Consider the following 18,548-nt stretch of genomic DNA (forward strand, 5'->3'; position numbering starts at 1 on the left):
CGGCCAACGGAGGGCTCCTCTCTGGAACATGTGGTGCGCGCAGGGCGCACGGAAGTCACTCCGCGGGCCGTGGGGGTTGCACGCACCGGAGCGCACAGCCGTGCGATCCAGAAACATCTGACCCACGCCGCGGGCAAAGGGTTGTACGAGTTAAGAAAAAGGTGAGACGCGTCGCTTCGCGGCGACCCTCACTCGGGCAGCGGCTCCAGCGGCGCGAGTCCGTCCTTGGCCGCGCCGCGGTTGAGCATCGTGCCCTCGGTGCGCTCGAAGGCCAGGCGGTAGCGGGCGCGCTGCTGCTCGCTCAGCTTCGCGGCGCCCCGGTCCTCGCGCAGGGCCGCGGCGATGTCCACGAGCCGGTGGTCCTTCACGGCACCCTTCGGGAGATTGCCCGACTCATCCGGGTCCGGTGGGATCTGGGTGAACGTCGGGACGTACTTGGCCTGCACGTCCCACTTGCCGCCGCGCTTCGTGAACTCGAACCAGCCGATGACGCCTTCCTCGGTCAGTCCGGTCGGCACGTCGTGCCGGGCGATCTGGTTGCCGAGTCCGTAGGCGATCCAGGTGCCGTCGACCTTCTCCATGGGCTGCACCACGTGCGCGTGGTGGCCGATGATCAGGTCGATGCCGGTCTCGCGGGCCAGCTTTCGGCCCAGCTGGAGCTGGGAGCGGCTGGGATTCGGCTGGTTCTCGCGGCCCCAGTGGATGCTGAGGATCACCACGTCGGCACCCGCGGCCCTGGCCCGCTTCTCGGCCGCGGCGATGTTCTTGAAGTCGATCTGGTTGACCAGCCACGGCTTGTCCGCGGGGATCTCGTTGCCGTTGAACCCGAAGGCGTACGAGAGCTGGGCGACCTTGACACCCTTGACGTCCATGATCAGCGGCTTGGCGGCCTCGGCGGCACTGCGCGCGGAGCCGGTGTGCTTCAGGCCCGCCCGGTCGAGGACGTTCAGGGTGTTCCGCACGCCGCCGACGCCGTGGTCGAGCGTGTGGTTCGAGGCGCTGGAGCAGGTGTCGTAACCGACGTGCTTGATGGTGGTGGCGATCTGCGGCGGCACCAGGAACGCGGGGTAGCTCTCGAAGGGCCCCTCGGGCTTGCCCGCGACGGGCTCGAAGTGGCAGATCGCCAGATCCGCCTTGCTGATGACGGGCTTGACGCCGGTCAGCATCGGGTCGAAGTCGAGCCCCTTCTCGCCGTGCCCGGTCACCTTGGCGTCCTTGCGGGCCTGCTCGGTGAGCTGCGGGTGGATGAGGATGTCGCCGGCGGCCGCGACGGTGAACGAGGGGCCGTCCGCGGCCGCCTTGCCGTCGTCGTCCGAACCGAAGGGGCCACAGGCCGCGGTTCCCGCGAGCAGCGCGGTGAGGGCTATGCCGGACAGCGACCGGCGGGAGAGGCGTCTCTTCACCGGGCTATCTTTATACAACCATGAGGGCGAACCGGACGAAGATGGTAACGATTGCAACAACGCTGCTGATCGCAGCAGTTGTCACGACCGCCCTTGTGGCCGGTCTCACGCGCCGGGACGAGCCGTCGGGCAGCCGCGGACCCCACACCCGGCAGGACGCCCGCACCGGGGTCGACCTGCTCGCCCGGGTCACGGACTACACCGCGCGCTTCGGCCCGGGCACCGGCTACCGCCCCCCGACGCGCGCCGAGCGACGCACGGCCGCAAGCGGCCTGAAGCTCCTCCTCGACGGCCGCCCCGAGCAGGCCGAGGAGCGCCTGTCCAGCATCGACCTCTCGCTCGCCCCCGTCACGGACAGCGCCACCGGGCGGCGGTACGCGGAGATCACCGACCGCACCGACGTGGGACCCGCGCCGCGCGGCTGGGGTCGCGTGTACGTCGAGACCGGCTCGCCCGCACGCTGGTCGGTGCAGATCCCGCACCCGGTCGCCGACCGGAACACGGAGCGGCTCGGCGTGGGCGTCCTGCGCGGCGGACACGGCGGAGTCCTCGTCATTGCTGGTGCACACCGCAAAGCCGGGCGCGGCGACGCGGCGGACGTCGCGCACCGCCGGGACACCGTCTTCGACGCGTTCTGCGACGAGCTGGCGGAGCGCCGGATGCCCGGTCTCCAGCTCCACGGCTTCGCCGACGACTCGGCGCCGGGGCGCGACGTGATCGCGTCGACGGGGCGGGGCCGGGAAGGCCACGCCGATGGCCGGCTGCTCGCCGACGCACTGCGTGCGCGGGACTTCGACGTGTGCCGCGCCTGGGTACGCTCCTGTCCGCTCGAGGGGCACACCAATGTGCAGGGCGGAAAGGCCGCCGCCGAACACGTGCCGTTCCTGCACGTCGAGTTCGCGAGCGCACTGCGTACCGACGACCGGCGCACCGCCCGTGCCGTCGATGCCGTGGGGCGGCTCACCGCCGTCTGGGAGAAGGGCCGGACCACATGACGACACTCCTGGTCGTCGACGGCGCGAACGTCGTCGGCTCCGTGCCCGACGGCTGGTGGCGCGACCGCCGCGGGGCCGCCGAGCGGCTGCGGGACAGCCTGGTGACGTACGCCGAGCGCGAGGGCGTCGACATCGTGCTCGTCGTCGAGGGCGCGGCGCGCGGCGTGGAGTCGGTGCCGGGGGTGCGGGTCGAATCGGCGGCGGGGAGCGGGGACGATCACATCGTGGAGCTGGTGGAACGGACTGAGCTGCCCCACGAGGTGGTCGTGGTCACCGCCGACCGTGAACTGCGGTGCAGGGTGGGCGTGTTGGGCGCGACGTGCGTCGGGCCGCGGACGGTGCGGCCCGGGTGAGGCGGGGAGCTCGTACCGGAGAGTGAGGGCGCGCAGTGGTCGATGCGCGCCCTCGTGGTTTCCCGGCTACGCCCGACGCCTGCGCACCACCGCGCGGGCCGCGATGCCTCCGCCGATGAGCAGGACGGCGAGGGCCGCGATCCACGTGACCGTGCCGGCGCCGGTCGACGCCAGGTCACCGTCACCCGGCTCGTCACCGGAGTGTGCTCCGCCGGACGTGGCGCTGGGCGACGGTTCACCGCCTGTGTTGCCGCCGGTGGCGCCCGTCCCCGGGGTCGGGTCGGTACTGGGGTCGGCACTGGGGGACGCGGACGTGGTGCTGAAGCCGATCGGCGCGGAGTCGTTCGACGGGTTCGTGTCGTAACGGGACCACTCCGCCTGCCGTACCTGGATCTTTCCGTGGGCGTCCTTCAGCGGCTTCGCCAGCTTCACCTTGAAGGGGAAGAACAGCCGGGCATCGGAGTCCAGCGGTCCCAGGGGGCAGACGTACTCGCCCGACCCGCCCCGCAAGCAGTCCTTCGGCAGGCCGACGACCGACACCCCGTCCGGCAGTTCGACGTGCAGCGACGCGAACTCCGTCGGGTCCTGCACGTCTCCGAGCCAGGCCGGTCCGTCGTTGCGCAGCCCGAGGTCGGCGACGACCTCGTCACCGACCTTGCCGCTGATGTCCGCCCCGGTGACGGAGAGATCCGCCGTGTTGGTGATGTAGTAGGTGGACTCCCAGGAGGTGGCGTTCCCGTACCGCTCGCCGGTCTGGGGGCCGTCCGTCCCGCGCAGCTTCAACTGCGGTCCGCTGCCTCGCTCGTAGGGGTATCCACGGCGAAGGTATTCGCGCATCCCCGGGGCGTCGGGGTACACGTCGACCTGCACCAGTTCGTGGAGGGCGGCGGCCGTGACCTCGACCGCCGCGTCGTCGGGCAGCCGGAACTCGGTCCGGGGCGGGACGTCGACGTCGAAGGCGCACAGCGCGGAGCGCTTCTCCGCGAAGGAACTGCGCTCGCTGTACTCGCAGTTGTCGAAGCGCCGGGCGGGCTTGCTCCCCTCGGTGAAGCGGAACGCCATCAGGACACCCGAGGCCGACGCGCTTCCCACGTTGCGGAAGCTGACGGGGATCGGCGCGGTGTCGCCCACCTTCAGACCCGTCGGCAGCCTGTCGCCGGCAACCACCAGGTTCGCGCCCCCTACCTGCACCGTGGCGTCCACGGCCTTCAGCGCCCGGCCGTCCGCCTCGCCCGTCACATGGAGCACGCCGGAGTCCCCGGCCTGGCTGCCGGTCGCGGCCCTCAGCGTCAGGGCGACACCAGGGACGCGGTCGGGGTCGGTCACCTTGATCCGGCACGTGGCCTGACCGGCTGCCACGTCGCAGGGCTTGGCGTCGACGTCCACGACGCCCTTGAGCACGCCGAGGTCGAGGCGGAGCACGTACTCGCGCGGCGCCGGGCCGTCCGTGCTGTCCGCGACCGACAGAGTGAGCTGCCGAGGCTGCTTCACACCGTCCTGCAGCACGGGGGTGACGGCGATCTGCGTCGGAAGTCCGGTTACGGACATGGTCCTGTCCTGCGCGTCGGCGGGCCCGGCGAGGCCGCCCGCCGACGCGGCGATCAGAGCGAGGGGGAACAGGACCCCTCTAGCCAAGGAAAGTCTCACGGTTGATCAGACTTTTGCCGATCAACTCTTGTTGTACATAAGTTCATTACAAAATGATCACATGTGGCCACCCGCGCCATCCGTCCCGGGCCGGCCTGCGCAGGTCAGAGCGTGAGCCTGAACGTTCCCCTCAGCAGAGCGTGGTCGGACTCCGGATACTTCACCGCGTCGGCGCTGGAGGACCGGACATAGCGCCGCTCGGCGAAGACGTAGTCGATCTTCCGTCCACCGGCGGTGGGTTCGTCGTCCGCGTGGTCCGCCTCCGTGAACCGGCCGGTGAGCTGGGACAGTGCGGGCGCGTCAGGAGGCAGGTTCAGGTCGCCCGCGACTACGACGGGCACGCCCCTGGGGAACGCGGCCGCCCAGTCCTTGATCTCCCGCAGCTGCTCAGGGGCCTTGGAATAGGCATGCGCGGTGCAGGCGACGAGGCGCTTGCCGTGTACGCGGGTGTGGGCACAGAGCAGTCCCCTGTGAACCAGGACGGTGCGCCCGCCGTTGGTGTAGGTCTCGCCGCCGGTGTGTGTGAAGGGGCGGTAGTCCTGCCGGTCGTCCGGGACGTCGCCCCGGCTGAGCACCGCGCTGCCGAACCGGCCCGTCCTGCCGCAGGCCGGCACGTTGTCCTGGGACGAGGCGTACGTGCCGTCCATCCGCCAGCCGGCGCGGGCAAGTTGTTCCTTGAGTGCCTCGTACTGCGTCAGGCAGATCTCGTTGACGGTGACGATGTCCGGCTCTGACCGGACCGCGGACTTCACGAGGCGCGCCACCGACGTACCGCGCCCGGACCCGCCCGCGTTCCACGGGCACCCCACGGCCGCACCGCACAGGTTGTACTGCAGCACACGGACCGTCCGCGATGCCTGAGCCCGGCTCGCCTTCTCGCGCGGCAGGACGAACAACGTGCCGAGCAGCACCGCGATCCCGACCACGACCGCCGTGCCCCATGCGGTGAGTCCGTTCCTCAAGGCTCTCCCTGCCGGTGCCGAACCGTCTACCAGTCTCCGGTGAACGGCCTGTGCTCACATACGTCACCACACGCGTGGCGGGTGACCCCAAGGCTGCGAATCGGGCTGTCCTCGGGGATGCCGACGACCCTGAACGTGTGGGGCGCGGGCGCCGATTCGGCCGCGCCGAAGAGGGCGATCACCTCGATCGTGTGGGTTCCGGGCCGCCAGGCGTGCGCGTGCTTGAACGCCCACTCGCCCTGGTCGTCGACGCCGGTCGCACCGATCAGGACGCCCCGCTCCTTCAGCACCACCTTGGTGACGCCCGGTTGCACTCTGCCGGAGAAGCGGGGGCGGGGCCCGGTGAAAGCCCCCTCGGCGGGGGCCGTGACCAGTGGGCTCGGCACGTCGGTCAGCACCGTGAAGCGGTGCTCCGCGATCGCCGAGACGCCGTCGCCGCGGAGTCCCACGCACTGGACGAGTCGCTCGCCCGCCTCCCAGTTCACCGAGCGGCGCCAGCTCCACTGCCCCGCGCCGCCCACGCTCGTACCGCCGATGTACCGGCCCTGTTCGAAGAAGAGCAGATAGTCCGTGCCGGACGCGGCGTTCCCGGAGAACTTCACCATGGCTCCGGCAAGCCCTCCCTGAGCCGGCTTGGTGATCACCGGGGCCGGGCCGGTCCCCTGGCCGTACCGAAGGGACGACTCCGGTGCTTGGACGGTGAATTCGCCGGAGACCGGCGGCACCATCAGGGGCTCCATGAGCGCGGGGACGTTCACCTCGGACTTGTCGAGGACACCGAGGTTGCACAGTTCGGCCAGCACCAGACGGGCGACCTCGAACGCTCCCGTGTGGTTGAGATGAGCCGAGTCGATCGTTCCGTCGGGGTGCAGCGGGTGCTCGCCCGGGTCCGTCCAGCAGAAGTACTGGCGCAGTCGCGTCGGCCCGAGCTGGGACCACAGCTGCATGGTGCGGGTGGTCAGGTCCACGAGCGGCACGCCGAGCCGCGCGGCGACCTCGGCCATGGCACGGGGGTGGTCGCCCAGGGTGTTGAGCACCTCGCCCTGCGCCGAGAACGCGTAGCGCGCCATCGGCGTGACCAGGACCGGCACTGCGCCCTGCTCGTGCACGTACGCGGCGAAGAGCCGCAGGAGTTCCTGGTACTCGGGGACCGGGACGTACCGCGCGCCGTTGTGGATCATGTGGTCCACGCAGCCGAAACCGATGAGGACGATGTCACCGCGGCTCATCCGGTTGAGCAGCGCGGGCAGTCGCTGCGTGAAGTATTTGCGCGTCGTCATCGCGCTGCGGGCGTAGTTGGCCACTTCGACCGGGCCCACCAGAAGTTCCTGGATCTTCTGGCCCCACCCCGCCATCGGGGCTTCCTCCTCCGTACGGGGAGCCGGTATGGAGTCCCCGAGGACAAACAGCGTGCGGTTCATTTTCGTCTCCGTCCGCGGATCGGTCGGTGCCGGAAAGGCGTCAGCGGTCCACGACGTTCATGGCCATGGCGCCGGACGCCGAGCAGTACGGCCTCACCCACACGGGCTTCGCCGGGTGCACGGCGGAGAACTCCGACGGTTCGTCGCCGACCAGCGGGACGCCCGGGTAGGCGAAGGCGCTCTTGACGTCGGGGAAGTCCTCGAGCACATGGCAGATGCGCACCTTCGCGCGGTCGTGCGGATCGGGCTGCAGCCACCAGTCCCAGTCCTCCCACCGCTCGAGCCGGTGGTCGACGACGCGGCGGACCGGGGCCTGCGCGCGGAAGGAATGGGTGCCGAGGACCTGTACGGGCACCGTGAAGTTGAGTGGGTGCGGGCCGCGTCGGCTGAGCACGAAGAGGGCGCCCGGCTGGATCCTGGGTCCCCCGCACAGCACGCCGGTGAGCACGATCTCGTGGTCGCCGACATCGACGGACGTGCACTCCACGTGGGTCGCGCGCACCACGGTGCGCAGCATGAGCTTGCCGTTCGGCTGAGCGTAGGGAAGGTTCCAGCCGACCTGGCCCGCCACGGGATGCGAGAGCAGGCGGGCCCGGGCGTCGATCAGCGCGCGGGTGTCGCGGAGCCCGGCCTTGAGGTGGACGTTCTCGTGCTTGGCGGAGCGCATGGTCACGCGCCAGCGGCCGTCGCCGAGTTCGTCGAGCGCGGCGGGGGTCAGTGCGGCGCCGTAGCGGGTGCCGCCGTTGGCGAGGGGCTTGCGGACGGTCCGCAGCTCCATGTCGGGCAGGGGCTGCCCGTCGGAGGGGCTGTGGCGCAGCACGAACTGCCAGCGGCGCTTGCCGTCGGCCGGCCCGTCGACGGAGAACCGCAGCCATCCCGCGTCGTCGCTCGTGACGTCGGCGCGCGCCGCTCCCATGGACACGGGCGGCACGGTCGCTTCGGCGTGCGTGGCCTCGCGCGGCGCGGCGGGCCTGCGGTAGCCGCGTTCGGCGGCGGCGCGGCGGCTCGCGGCATCCTCGAAGAGGTCCACGTAGGTGGCCGCGACGGCCTCGGGATCGTAACGGGCCGAGTTGCGCAGCGCGTTCGCACCCATGTGGGTCCGGAGCATGTCGTCGGCCATGAGCCGGCGCAGCCCCTGGGCGATGGCCTCGGCGTCACCGGTCCGTACGAGGAAGCCGTCCTCGCCGTGGCGCAGGATCTCCCGCGGCCCCACCGGGCAGTCGGTGGAGACGACGGGCAGGCCGCAGCGCATGGCCTCGACCAGGGTCATGCCGAAGGACTCGGCGCTCGAGGTGACCGCGGCGATGGAGCCCTTGGCCCACTCCGACTCGATCGGCGAGAAACCGCCCATGAGCAACGCCCGTCCCGCCAGGCCGAGTTCGGTGACCAGGGCGCGCAGCTTGGCGGCTTCACCGCCGTCGCCGTAGATGCGCAGCTGCCAGTCGGGGAACTCGTCCGCGAGCAGACCGAAGGCGCGGATCAGGAGGTCGTAGCGCTTGATGTGGTGCATGCGGCCCGCGCTGACGACGACCTTGTGCGCGCAGTCCGAGGGCGCGACGGCGGGCTGCGGAACACTGTTGGGGATGCCGACGACGGGGATGCCCGGGATGGGGGTGTTCTCCATGAAGGAGCGGGCGTCCGCCTCGGTGACCGTGGTGATGGCGTCGAGGCGGGGATAGACCTGCGCCATGCGGGCCCGTACGGCGGGCGGGATCGCCAGGTGTGTCATGTGTTCCTGGGCCACGCGCAGCGTGCTGTCACGGGTGAACTCGGCGACGAAGAGATTGAGACTGGGGCGGGTGCCGATGACGACGTCGGCGCCCGTGCGCTCCAGGTCCTGGATGATGCGCTGGTCGCTGAACTTGCTGTACTGCGCGTAGAACTCCTCCTGACGCGGCACCACTTCGCTCGGCTCGCCGCTGCCGGGCGCGTCGCGGTCGGAGGATCCGGGGCGCAGGTCGACGAGGGCGCGCACGGTGATGCGCGGAGAGATCTCGAACTTCGTGGCGGTGCTGCGCCGGAACACGGAGACGATCTCGACGTCGTGGCGGACGGCGAGGGCCTCGGCGAGGTTGATGACGGTGCGGTTGGTGCCGCCGATGCCGTAGATGTTGTTGATCAGGAAGGAGATCTTCATCGGATCTCGCTCTCCTTCCGCTGCTGGGGAACACGCTGCGTGGGGATCAGCGGCGCGTGCTGCTTCTCGAACGGGCTCGGCACGGGGTAATACGACTCCAGGAAGTCCCGCACCATGTCGCCCTGGCGCCCCACGTCGAACGTGTCGGAGACCGTGTCGTTGATGCAGAACGCCTGGCGGTCCCGCCGGGCCAGCAGGATCCCCAGGCGGCGCGCGATCTCCGGCCTGGCCAGGTCGAGATACGCGAACGCGATGTCCGAGGGGATCGCTCGGCCGGTGAAGTAGGCGTAGTAGTGGTACAGCGACGACGGTATGGAGATGTCGGTCGTGCTGCGGAACCGGCTGTGGGACGTGCCGAGGTGCGCGTCCCTGAACTCGCTCTCGATCTCGTAGAGGACGCTGCGGCGCAGGGCGTACGGCGCGTGGCGCAACTTCTGGACGATCGCGGAGCCGAAGTTCTCCAGGATGAGGCGGCGGTTGTTCTTGCCCGCCGCGTCCACCGGCCTGTCCCCCGACGCGTCGTCCCAGCGGGGGAGCTGGGAGGGGGAGAAGAAGGTGCGGGTCACGCCGTTGGAGAGGAAGAAGTCCTGGGGGGTGACGGGCGCGCCGAGGAACATGTCGTCGTTGAAGTAGAGGAAGTGCTCGGACAGGCCGTCGATGTGGTGGAGCTGGCTCTCGATGGCGTGTGAGTTGAAGGTGGGCAGGGCGGCGGGGTCGTCGAAGATCTGGGAGTGGTCGACGACGGTGATGCGCGAGCCCCGCTCGTTCAGCCAGGCCGGACGCTGCTGGTCCGTCACCACGTAGATGTGCCGCACCCAGGGCGCGTTCTGCTCCAGCGCCCGCAGGGAGTAGCGCAGCTCGTCCCGGCTGATGTAGCGGGCCGCGTTGGCGGACTCGGCGTGGTAGCCGCCGTCCTCGATACCGGCCCGCCTGCGCTGCCAGGCGGGGTCGTTACCGTCGACCCAGGTGTAGACGACGTCGATGGGAAAGCGCACGTCCTCGGGCAGCGGCTGGGCGCAGGCCGCGACGGTGCGCACGGACCGGGTGCGCCGGGTGTGCAGGGCGGCGAAGCCGGTGAGGCGGCTGATGGGGACGCTGATCCGGGGCTCGTCGAGGGCGATGTCCTCGGTGACCCGGTTGGGGCGGGGGGCGACGAGGCGGCCCTCGCTCTCGTGCCAGAACTCGATGTCGCAGCCGTGCTCCAGGCCGAGGACCAGAGAGGCGCCGGGGTCGCTCCACACCATGCCGGTGCGCAGGACGGGCGCGGTCCGGGCGATGCGCCGTCCGCCGCGTGACGCGCACAGGACGGGCTTGCCCCGCTGGGCCGCGCCGTAGCAGGCGACGATGTACACGGGCGCGGAGGCGCGGGTACCCACGAGGACGTCGGCCACCCGCGCCCGGTCGGTCGCGGCGACGGCGAGCGTGGAGCGGAACTCGGAGGTGCCGCGCACCACGAAGTGGTCGATGCCCGCCGCTTCCAGGAGCGAGACGACGAGTTCGAGGTTGGCCTCGCGCAGCCCGAGCGGCGACGTGGTGGGGCGTACGAGGGCGATCTGCGCGCCCCGGTCGGCGAGCACAGCGAGCCTCTCGCCGTCGCCGAACAGATGCGGCCAGGCGCGCCGGGCCCGGACCCCGCGGACGAAACGGAAACCGAGGGTCAGGGTAGTCAAGCGGCGCAGCACGCGCTTGATGGCCATGCGCAGCCGCGCCGGCACGCGGCGTGCGACGCGACGTCTGAGGGAGGCGGGGACGAGGGAGCGGTATACGCCCACCGCCGCCGATGCCTCGGGGTTGCCAATGCTCACGTGTGGTCGTCCGGGTCGTCTGGGCCGCCGTGCTCGAAGGGGCTGGGCACGGGGAAGTAGCGGTGGAGGAAGCGGATGACGGCGTCGGTGCCGCCGTGGGCCAGCGCGTCGTCGCTGCCGAGTCCGAAGAAGTGCATCTGCTGGGTGTCGCGCCGCACCAGGAGCCGTTCCAGGCGACGGCCGATGTGCGGCAGCGCGGCGTGCAGCGCGACGGTGGCCTCGCCGGAGGGGTCGGCGAGCCCGGAGCAGTGGGCGAAGTGGTGCGCGAGTCCGTCGCCGGGGTGGGTGCCGGGGAGCGTGGGCACCCGCTGGTCGTCGGGGCCGGGAACGAGCAGCATGCCGACGCCCGCGAGCCGGCCGAGGGCCTGGCACGAGTGCGGCTGCGGACCGGGGGCGTAGCCGTGCGACACGGCGCGCCCGGTGGCGCCGAGGGCGGCCCGCGGCCACTGCTGGAAGGACTCCTCGGCGGTCCACAGCCCCTTGCGGGGGCGGGTCTCGCGGTGCGGCGTGAAGTAGTCGAAGGGGCGCACCGGACGGCCGAGGAGGGCGCCGGGGCGCATCAGCAGGAAGGTCTCGGCGACGTCGGGAAGCCGGTGCAGCTGGGAGGTGGCGCCGGCGCCCGCGGGGACGACGGTGAGCCGTTCGTCCGCGCGCAGCCAGTGCGGGGGCGGAGCCTGCGCGACGACGTGTACGAGGTCGATCCAGGGCGCGTACTGATGCAGGGAGCGCAGGGTCGCGCGGAGCAGTTCCTCGCCCCAGGGGGTCGGGTGCTGCCACAGGACCACCGCGTCGACGGGGAACGTGATCTCCTCGAGCCGCGGTATGTCGAAGTCCTCGAGGGTGATGGTGGGTTCGGCGTCGCCGTCGATGTCGGAGTACGCGCAGAGGCGGTCGAAGGCGATCTCGATGCCCAGGGCGTCGCGCGGAACGACGCGCTGGACGCGGTTGGGGCGCGGCCCGACGAGGCGCTCGTCGGCCAGCTCGTCGTTGACGGTCCAGAACTCGATCTCGACGCCCTGATCGTCACCCACCCACAGGTTCTGGGTGGGGTCGGTGCGCAGCCAGGTGAGCCGTACGATCTTGGCCTTGCCGTAGTTCTTCCACGCCTTGATGTGGCTGCCGGGGACAGTCGCGGTGTCGTTCGCGGAGGGCGACACCGAGACGACATAGCCGGTGTGTTCCTCCAGCAACGCGCGTAGTACCCGCCGGACCTGGCCCTTGTCCCGCTGTTCCACGGCGATGCAGACGCGGCGGTCGTCGAGCGCGGGCACGGTGAACCAGGGGATGCCGGCCGCGTCGAGGGCGTAGGTGACGAGATCGTGGTCGAGGCGGCGCGCGAGGTCGGCGGTCACCCCGGTGTGGACGTGGCCGAGTCGGCCGTCGGGTGCGGCGACGCGGCGCTCGGAGACGCTGATGGCGTCGGACCTGCGGACGCGGCGCAGCGCGCGCCGGTGCAGTCGGGCCTCACGGCGGTTGAGGGTCCTGGCGAGCCCGCCCTTCACCTTGCGCCGTACGCGGGGCGGCACGCTGTGAGCGGCGACGGAGCGGACCGGCTGGGGAACGATCCGCTGGTAGACGTGTGCGGCGGAGCTCATGGACGTCGAGTCGGACACTTCATGAACTCCGTTTCATCGCTCGTAGGGGCTGGGTGTGGGGAAGTAGGCGTTCAGGAATCCGTCGAGGAGTTCCTGCTGCGCCTCGATGTCCTCCGGTGTGGAGAAGGCGTCGTTGAGGCAGAAGGAGTCCTGGCTGCGGCCGTCCAGCAGGCGCTGCAGCCGGTCCGCGAGGTCCGGCACCGCGAGTTGGAGGTAGGTGAACGGCATGGAGCCGGTCTGGGCGCGGCCGGTCATCGCCGCGTAGTAGAGGGCGAACGACGACGTGGGTGACAGGTCCGTCATCGCGCGGAACCGGCTCGCCGACGTGCGGGCCCAGGCCTGTGGGAAGTCCAGCTCCGCCTCGTCCATCGCGCTGCGCCGCAGGGCGTAGGGGATGTGCTCCATGGGCTGGGTGATGACCTTGCCGAACCGCTCGCGCAGGAGGGCGCGATTGTTCTTGCAGGCCGCGTCGACCGGGGTGTCGGTCTCGACGACCGGGCCCTGCGGGATCCGGTTGCGGGAGGGGAAGTACCGGGCCGTGCCGGACGGCGTGAAGAAGGCGTGGGGTGCGACGGGCCGGCCGATGAACATGTCGTCGTTGAAGTACAGGAAGTGCTCGGACAGGCCCTGGATGTGGTGCAGCTGGCTCTCGATGGAGTGCGAGTTGAACGTGGGCAGGTCCGCGGGGTTGCGGAAGATCTCGCGGTGAGTGGCGATGCGGCAGCCCGGCAGGTCCTCGCGCATCCACTCCGGCACCTGGTCGTCGGTGACGATGTAGATGTTCCGGATCCACGGCGCGAACATGTACAGCGAGCGCACCGAGTAGCGCAGCTCGTCGCGGCTGATGAAGCGCGCGTCGCTGGCGGACTCCGCGTGGTAGACCTCGCCCTTCGCGGAGGCCTTGCGGCGCTGCCAGGCCGGGTCGTTGCCGTCGACCCAGGTGTAGACCGCGTCGACGGGGAAGTCGATGTCCTCGGCCATGGGCACCAGGAACTCCTGCCGGGTGGGCAGGGCGGGTGCCAGGTGCGCGGGCGTCGCGTCCGAGACGAAGCGGCTGAACAGGCGGGCGGGTCCGGCCACGTTGGGCTGGTCGCCCCAGACGGACCAGGTCACGCGGTTGGCGCGGGGTGCGACGAGGTGGCCGCCGTGCCAGCGCCAGAACTCGATGGCGCACCCGTACTCGTGACCGAGCAGCAGGTGGCCGCCGGGGTCGGTGCGGTACCAGCTGACCTGGATCGCGGCGGCGTCACGCACCCCTCGCCAGGCGCTGGGATCCTGCGATGCCAGCGGCTTCGGGGCGCGCACCGGATCCGGCGCGATGACGCTGAGGTGGCCGGGGAACCGGCCAAGACCCCGGAAGACGGCGCCGAGTACGCGCTCCCGGTCGGGTTCGGCGACAGCGATGACGGTGCCGTGGTCGGAGGTGCCGCGGACGGCGAAGTGCGGGATGCCTTCGGCGTCGAGGAGCGCGGCGACAGTCGACCGGTTGGCCTCCCTCGCGCCGAGCGGCGTCACCGAGGTCTCGATGTACGCGCCTTCGTGCGGCGTCTCCGCCGGCGGGTACGAAGGAGTCTGCACCGGCGTTCCGGAGCGGGGCGCGGCGGACTGCGACGCGATGTTCCACGCGTCCGAGTACGTGATGGGCCCAGGGATGGTCGTCATGTCGCTCGGCCTCCGGCACATCGCGCCCGGATCCCCCCGCCGCATGCGCTCACCCACTCGGACAACAACAACTCCTCCATTACGGAACGCAGGCGTGGACCTGGGGCGAGCCTCAGGTCCTGGCGTGCGCGACCCCCCCGAGTCGTATGCCTTTTGCCTAAAAAACGTGAATCAAGCCCGATCAAGGCCAAAATGTGCGAACAAATGACCGACATTCACAGGCTGGGCACATCTTCAGGTGCCGACTCAGCCGATGTCAACACGACCCACATATACGGATCATCCGGACTTATGGCGCCACTTCTGGACATAACAATCAGCGTGAACGGCAAGAGAACTTGAGCCAAGTCTCTGGATTCGAAAATGCGTCTATAGTGCATCGACATCCACGCACAGCCCCGGGCCGGCCGCCTCCCCCCACCCGAGCCCAGACCCCACTTGCACGTCGGGTATCGGAATTGAAAGCGGAGAGAGGCACCCTGGCATGTCGCACACCATGACGGAATCCGGCGCGCGCGCAGCACGGCGAGCGGCGCCCGACCGCCGTAAGAAGAAGCCGAAGCGCAAGCGCAGGACAGGGCGTTGGATCTTGCTCGGCCTCGTGATTGTCCTGCTCGCCGCAGGCGGCACCGCCTGGTGGATGTACCACCGCCTCAACTCGAATCTGAACAACGTCGACATCGACAAGGCCCTCGGCGACGACCGCCCCGAAAAGCTTCCGACCAGCGGCCAGAACATCCTGGTCCTCGGCTCCGACTCGCGCGCGGGCGCCAACTCCGCGCTCGACGGCGCCAAGGTCAGCGGAGCCCGCTCCGACACCGCCCTCGTGGTGCACATCCCGCAGGGCCGCAGCCGGGCGACCGCGGTGAGCATTCCCCGCGACACCCTGGTGACCCGCCCGGCGTGCACGACGACTTCGGGCAAGTCTCTGCCCCAGGCACAGCGCGTGATGTTCAACTCCGTTTATTCGACGGGCGGTCCGGCCTGTGTCGTGAAGACGGTCGAGAAGATCTCCGGCATCCGCATGGACCACTACATGGAGATCGACTTCGCCGGCTTCAAGGGCCTCGTCGACGCCATCGGCGGCGTGACGGTGACCGTCGACAAGCCCATTCACGACAAGTCGAGCGGCCTCGACCTCGAAGCGGGCACGCACAAGCTGAACGGCACCGACTCGCTCGCCTTCGTCCGGACCCGGCACGGCGTCGGTGACGGCAGTGACCTCGGACGCATAGGCCTCCAGCAGCAGTTCATGCTGGCGCTGCTGAGCGAGATCAAGCAGCAGGACCTGCTCGGCAGTCCCACGAAGACGTACAAGATCGCGGACAAGCTGACGTCGTCACTCACCACCGACTCGGGTCTCGACTCGCTGACTTCACTCGCGGACTTCGGGCGCAGCATGCAGGGCGTCGACCCGAACACCATGGAGACGATCATGCTCCCGGTGGCGTACGACAAGCAGGACCCCAACCGCGTCGTCGCGGCCGAGCCGCAGGCGCACGACCTCTGGAAGGCGCTGCGGACCGGCGAGCCCGTCCCGGAGTCGGCGAAGAAGTCGCCCGCCACGGGCGGTTGACCCTCCGTCATGGACAGGGCGTCCCGCCGGGAGGGTTCTCCGGGCGGGACGCTTCGTCGTTCGGGTGTCCTGACGGAAGGTGTCGGGTGTCAGGCGCGGACCGATGTCTCCAGAGCGAGGCCCGGCTCGCGGCGCTGGCGCGCGACGTACAGCGCCCCGTCCTTGCCGATGACCGCGAGGACCACGCGGCCCTGGGCATCGACCGCCAATGCCGGTGCGCCCACGGCCTGTTCGCCGGTGGGAGACCACCACAGGCCCTGGCTCTCGTTCTCCGAGACGCAGGCCGCCAGCATGATCTGGTCGTCGACCGCGCGGTGCGCGAGGACCGTGCAGTCGTAGCCGTCGAGGTTCGTGCGCAGGGCCGCGACCGGGCTGGGAGCGGGCGCGCCGCCCAGGGATATCGCCCAACTGCCCGGCCGGTAGGCGACGATCCCGTTGCCGCCGGTGTCGTTCCAGTAGTACGTCAGCCGGTCGGGGCCCGTCTCCAGGCCGACGATGCCGTCAGCGGGCGCCGCGAGCGGGACGTCCTGGGCCTGGTGGAACTCGCCGTCCGTCTCCGTCTGGTACCAGTGCAGGGCGAGGGGGCTGCGGGACGGAGCGAGGACCTCGATGCGGCCCGCGGATGTGGGGACCGCGCCGACGCCGTCGGCGAGGCGGCTGCCCTTGAGGTCCGTCCAGGCCTCCCAGCTGCCCTTCTTGTCCTCACGGCGCATCATCAGGCCGCCACCGGCGTTGCGGGCGAAGACGTGGACCGTGCCGTTCGAGTTCACCGCGCCGGTGGGCACGCCGAACCGGGTGGCCTTGGCGCGGTCCTTGTGCGGGTTGCCGAGCGAGCGCCACTCCGTGACGGGCCGGCCTGTCTGGTACTGGATGGCGTGCACGATGTCGACGTCCACCCCCTCGTCGGCCCGCGGCTTCGCCCGGCGGCCGAGGAAATGCACGTACGTGTCGACGCCCTGCACGACGGTGACACTGCCGAGGTGCGCGCCGGGGACGAAGTCGGGCCCCGACCACCGGGGCCCGCCGGGCGTGACCTCGGTCCAGCGCAGCATGCCGCCCTGGGTGAGGGCGTACGCGGTGAGCCTGCCGTCCTTGCCCCGCGTCAGCCAACGTCCGTCGGCGGAACCTGTGGCGGCGCGGCGCTCGGCGCCGCGGTCATCGGTTCGCTCATCGATAGCGTCTCTTCCCCGCATGACCCGCCGTCACCTTCCGTCAACCTCACGCCCGGCATGTACGCAGGGAAACCATGAATTCGCCACATCATATGCCTCAGCGAAATCGGTCCCCGCGGCGTCACCGGGTGTCACGTCCGCAGCCCGCGGAGCGCCACCCTGCCCATGCCGTACGGCGCCGCTACCCCGCTTCTCCCACGCCCGCCTCCTCGCTCCGCCCCAGCCGACTGTGCGAGCGCCCGTACACGAAGTACACGATGAAGCCGAGCACCATCCAGACGGCGAAGCGGATCCAGGTCTCCGCGGGCAGGTTCAGCATCAGCCACAGGGACGCGAGCACCGACAGGATCGGGATGAAAGGCACCAGGGGGGTGCGGAAGGCACGGGGCAGGTCGGGGCGGGTGCGGCGCAGGATGACGACGCCGAGCGCGACGACGACGAACGCGAAGAGCGTGCCGATGTTCACCAGTTCCGCGAGCTCGCTGAGGCTGGTGAACCCGGCCAGGATCGCGATGATCACGCCGAGCAGGATGGTCGGCCGGTACGGGGTCTTGAACTTCGGGTGGACGACGGAGAAGAAGCGGGGCAGCAGCCCGTCGCGGCTCATCGCGAAGAACACCCGGGTCTGGCCCAGGAGGAGGATCAGGCAGACCGTCGTCAGGCCGACCGCGGCGCCGAAGCTGATGACACCCGCGTACCAGGGGTGCCCGGTCGCCTTGAAGGCATCCGCGAGCGGGGCGTCGATGGACAGCTCGCTGTACTTCTGCATGCCCGTGACGACGATCGACACCGCCACGTAGAGCGTGGTGCAGATGATCAGGGAGCCGATGATGCCGCGCGGCATGTCCCGCTGCGGGTTCTTCGTCTCCTCGGCGGCGGTGGCCACGACGTCGAAACCGATGAAGGCGAAGAAGACGACGGAGGCGGCGGTGAAGATGCCCATGACGCCGAAGTCGGTGGGCGTGTAGCCGAACATCAGCTGCACGAGCGGGGACTGGATGCTGCTGCCCGCCTCCTGCGGCTGCGCCTTCGGGATGAAGGGCTTGTAGTTGTCGGCCGTGATGAAGAAGGCCCCCGCGATGATCACGATGAGGACGACGGCCACCTTGATGGCGACGACGACCGTGGTGACGCGGGCGGAGAGCTTCATCCCGAGGACGAGGATGACGGTGAGCGCCAGGACCAGGGCGGCGGCGAGGATGTCGAAGCCGAACCCCGTGGCCCCGTCCCGCCCGCTCAGCGATTCGGGCAGATGCCAGCCGGCGTTGTCCAGCAGTGAGCGCACATAGCCCGACCAGCCGACGGCGACCACCGCCGTGCCGAGCGCGAACTCGAGGACCAGGTCCCAGCCGATGATCCAGGCGGGGAGTTCACCGAGCGACGCGTACGAGAAGGTGTAGGCGGATCCGGCGACCGGGACGGTGGAAGCGAACTCCGCGTAGCACAGCGCGGCCAGGCCGCAGACGACGCCGGCCACGATGAAGGCCAGGGCCACCGCGGGGCCCGCGTTCTCCTTGGCGACCTTGCCCGTGAGGACGAAGATGCCGGTGCCGATGATGACACCGACACCGAACACGGTGAGGTCCAGAGCGGACAGCGACTTCTTGAGTGCGTGCTCCGGCTCCTCAGTGTCCAAGATCGACTGTTCGACCTTCTTCGTCCTGAAGAGGGTGCTGCTCACGGTCGTACCTCCCACGCATTGTCGTCCTCGACATGATCGAGGGGGCTTTCGCTCCGTATGCCCCGGCGCGGGCGCGTTCACGCGAATGGGCCGGTCCCACCACCCTTGCGGGGTGGGAGGACCGGCCCATGGAGCAGCC

General features: G+C 70.3%; 13 protein-coding genes. 3 read left to right on the plus strand and 10 right to left on the minus strand.

All coding sequences use genetic code 11. The annotated features are described in order from the left end of the window. Window positions 1-188: 188 nt before the first annotated feature. Window positions 189-1,403, minus strand: coding sequence for a CapA family protein (locus OG456_RS08580; protein WP_266558799.1), 1,215 nt, complete (start codon window positions 1,401-1,403; stop codon window positions 189-191). Between the two features lie 41 nt (window positions 1,404-1,444). On the opposite strand from OG456_RS08580, the gene OG456_RS08585 reads away from it, so the two are divergent. Both OG456_RS08585 and OG456_RS08590 read left to right on the plus strand, forming a co-directional pair. Further along, window positions 1,445-2,398 carry a hypothetical protein gene (locus OG456_RS08585; RefSeq protein ID WP_266558801.1) on the plus strand — a complete coding sequence of 318 codons (954 nt, stop codon included), beginning with the start codon at window positions 1,445-1,447 and terminating at the stop codon, window positions 2,396-2,398. Then, window positions 2,395-2,751, plus strand: a complete 357-nt coding sequence (locus OG456_RS08590) for an NYN domain-containing protein (RefSeq protein ID WP_266558803.1) — start codon at window positions 2,395-2,397, stop codon at window positions 2,749-2,751. The genes OG456_RS08585 and OG456_RS08590 overlap by 4 nt, the downstream gene beginning before the upstream one ends. Window positions 2,752-2,817: 66 nt before the next feature. On the opposite strand, the gene OG456_RS08595 is transcribed toward OG456_RS08590, so the two are convergent. The 7 genes from OG456_RS08595 to OG456_RS08625 all read right to left on the minus strand — a co-directional run bounded on the left by OG456_RS08595 (window position 2,818) and on the right by OG456_RS08625 (window position 13,980). Further along, window positions 2,818-4,386, minus strand: coding sequence for a hypothetical protein (locus tag OG456_RS08595; RefSeq protein ID WP_266558805.1), 1,569 nt, complete (start codon window positions 4,384-4,386; stop codon window positions 2,818-2,820). A 116-nt stretch (window positions 4,387-4,502) separates the two neighbouring features. Then, window positions 4,503-5,360 carry an endonuclease/exonuclease/phosphatase family protein gene (locus OG456_RS08600; RefSeq protein WP_266558807.1) on the minus strand — a complete coding sequence of 286 codons (858 nt, stop codon included), beginning with the start codon at window positions 5,358-5,360 and terminating at the stop codon, window positions 4,503-4,505. Window positions 5,361-5,386: 26 nt separating this feature from the next. Beyond that, on the minus strand, window positions 5,387-6,781 hold the full coding sequence (locus OG456_RS08605; protein ID WP_266558813.1) for a GDSL-type esterase/lipase family protein: 1,395 nt from the start codon (window positions 6,779-6,781) through the stop codon (window positions 5,387-5,389). Window positions 6,782-6,821: 40 nt separating this feature from the next. Further along, window positions 6,822-8,918 (minus strand): glycosyltransferase family 4 protein, encoded by a 2,097-nt coding sequence (locus OG456_RS08610; RefSeq protein WP_266558815.1) that lies wholly within the window; start codon window positions 8,916-8,918, stop codon window positions 6,822-6,824. Further along, a complete protein-coding gene (locus OG456_RS08615) occupies window positions 8,915-10,723 on the minus strand; it encodes a stealth family protein (protein WP_266558817.1) in 1,809 nt (602 codons plus the stop codon). Before OG456_RS08615 ends, OG456_RS08610 begins: the two co-directional genes overlap by 4 nt. Then, on the minus strand, window positions 10,720-12,336 hold the full coding sequence (locus OG456_RS08620) for a sugar phosphotransferase (RefSeq protein ID WP_266558819.1): 1,617 nt from the start codon (window positions 12,334-12,336) through the stop codon (window positions 10,720-10,722). The genes OG456_RS08615 and OG456_RS08620 overlap by 4 nt, the downstream gene beginning before the upstream one ends. Before the next feature lie 15 nt (window positions 12,337-12,351). Then, window positions 12,352-13,980, minus strand: a complete 1,629-nt coding sequence (locus OG456_RS08625; RefSeq protein ID WP_266558821.1) for a stealth family protein — start codon at window positions 13,978-13,980, stop codon at window positions 12,352-12,354. A gap of 484 nt (window positions 13,981-14,464) precedes the next feature. Here OG456_RS08625 and OG456_RS08630 point away from each other — a divergent pair, with 484 nt between their 5' ends. Beyond that, complete coding sequence (locus OG456_RS08630; protein WP_266558823.1) at window positions 14,465-15,556, plus strand: LCP family protein; 1,092 nt, start codon at window positions 14,465-14,467, stop codon at window positions 15,554-15,556. A gap of 89 nt (window positions 15,557-15,645) precedes the next feature. On the opposite strand, the gene OG456_RS08635 is transcribed toward OG456_RS08630, so the two are convergent. Beyond that, the gene (locus OG456_RS08635; RefSeq protein WP_266558824.1) at window positions 15,646-16,749 is read right to left on the minus strand and encodes a hypothetical protein; all 1,104 of its coding nucleotides are present in this window, start codon (window positions 16,747-16,749) and stop codon (window positions 15,646-15,648) included. A gap of 160 nt (window positions 16,750-16,909) precedes the next feature. Further along, a complete protein-coding gene (locus OG456_RS08640) occupies window positions 16,910-18,409 on the minus strand; it encodes an amino acid permease (protein WP_266558825.1) in 1,500 nt (499 codons plus the stop codon). Between the last annotated feature and the right edge of the window lie 139 nt (window positions 18,410-18,548).

It is taken from the genome of Streptomyces sp. NBC_01446, from assembly GCF_026340095.1.
Taxonomy (GTDB): Bacteria; Actinomycetota; Actinomycetes; order Streptomycetales; family Streptomycetaceae; genus Streptomyces; species Streptomyces aureus.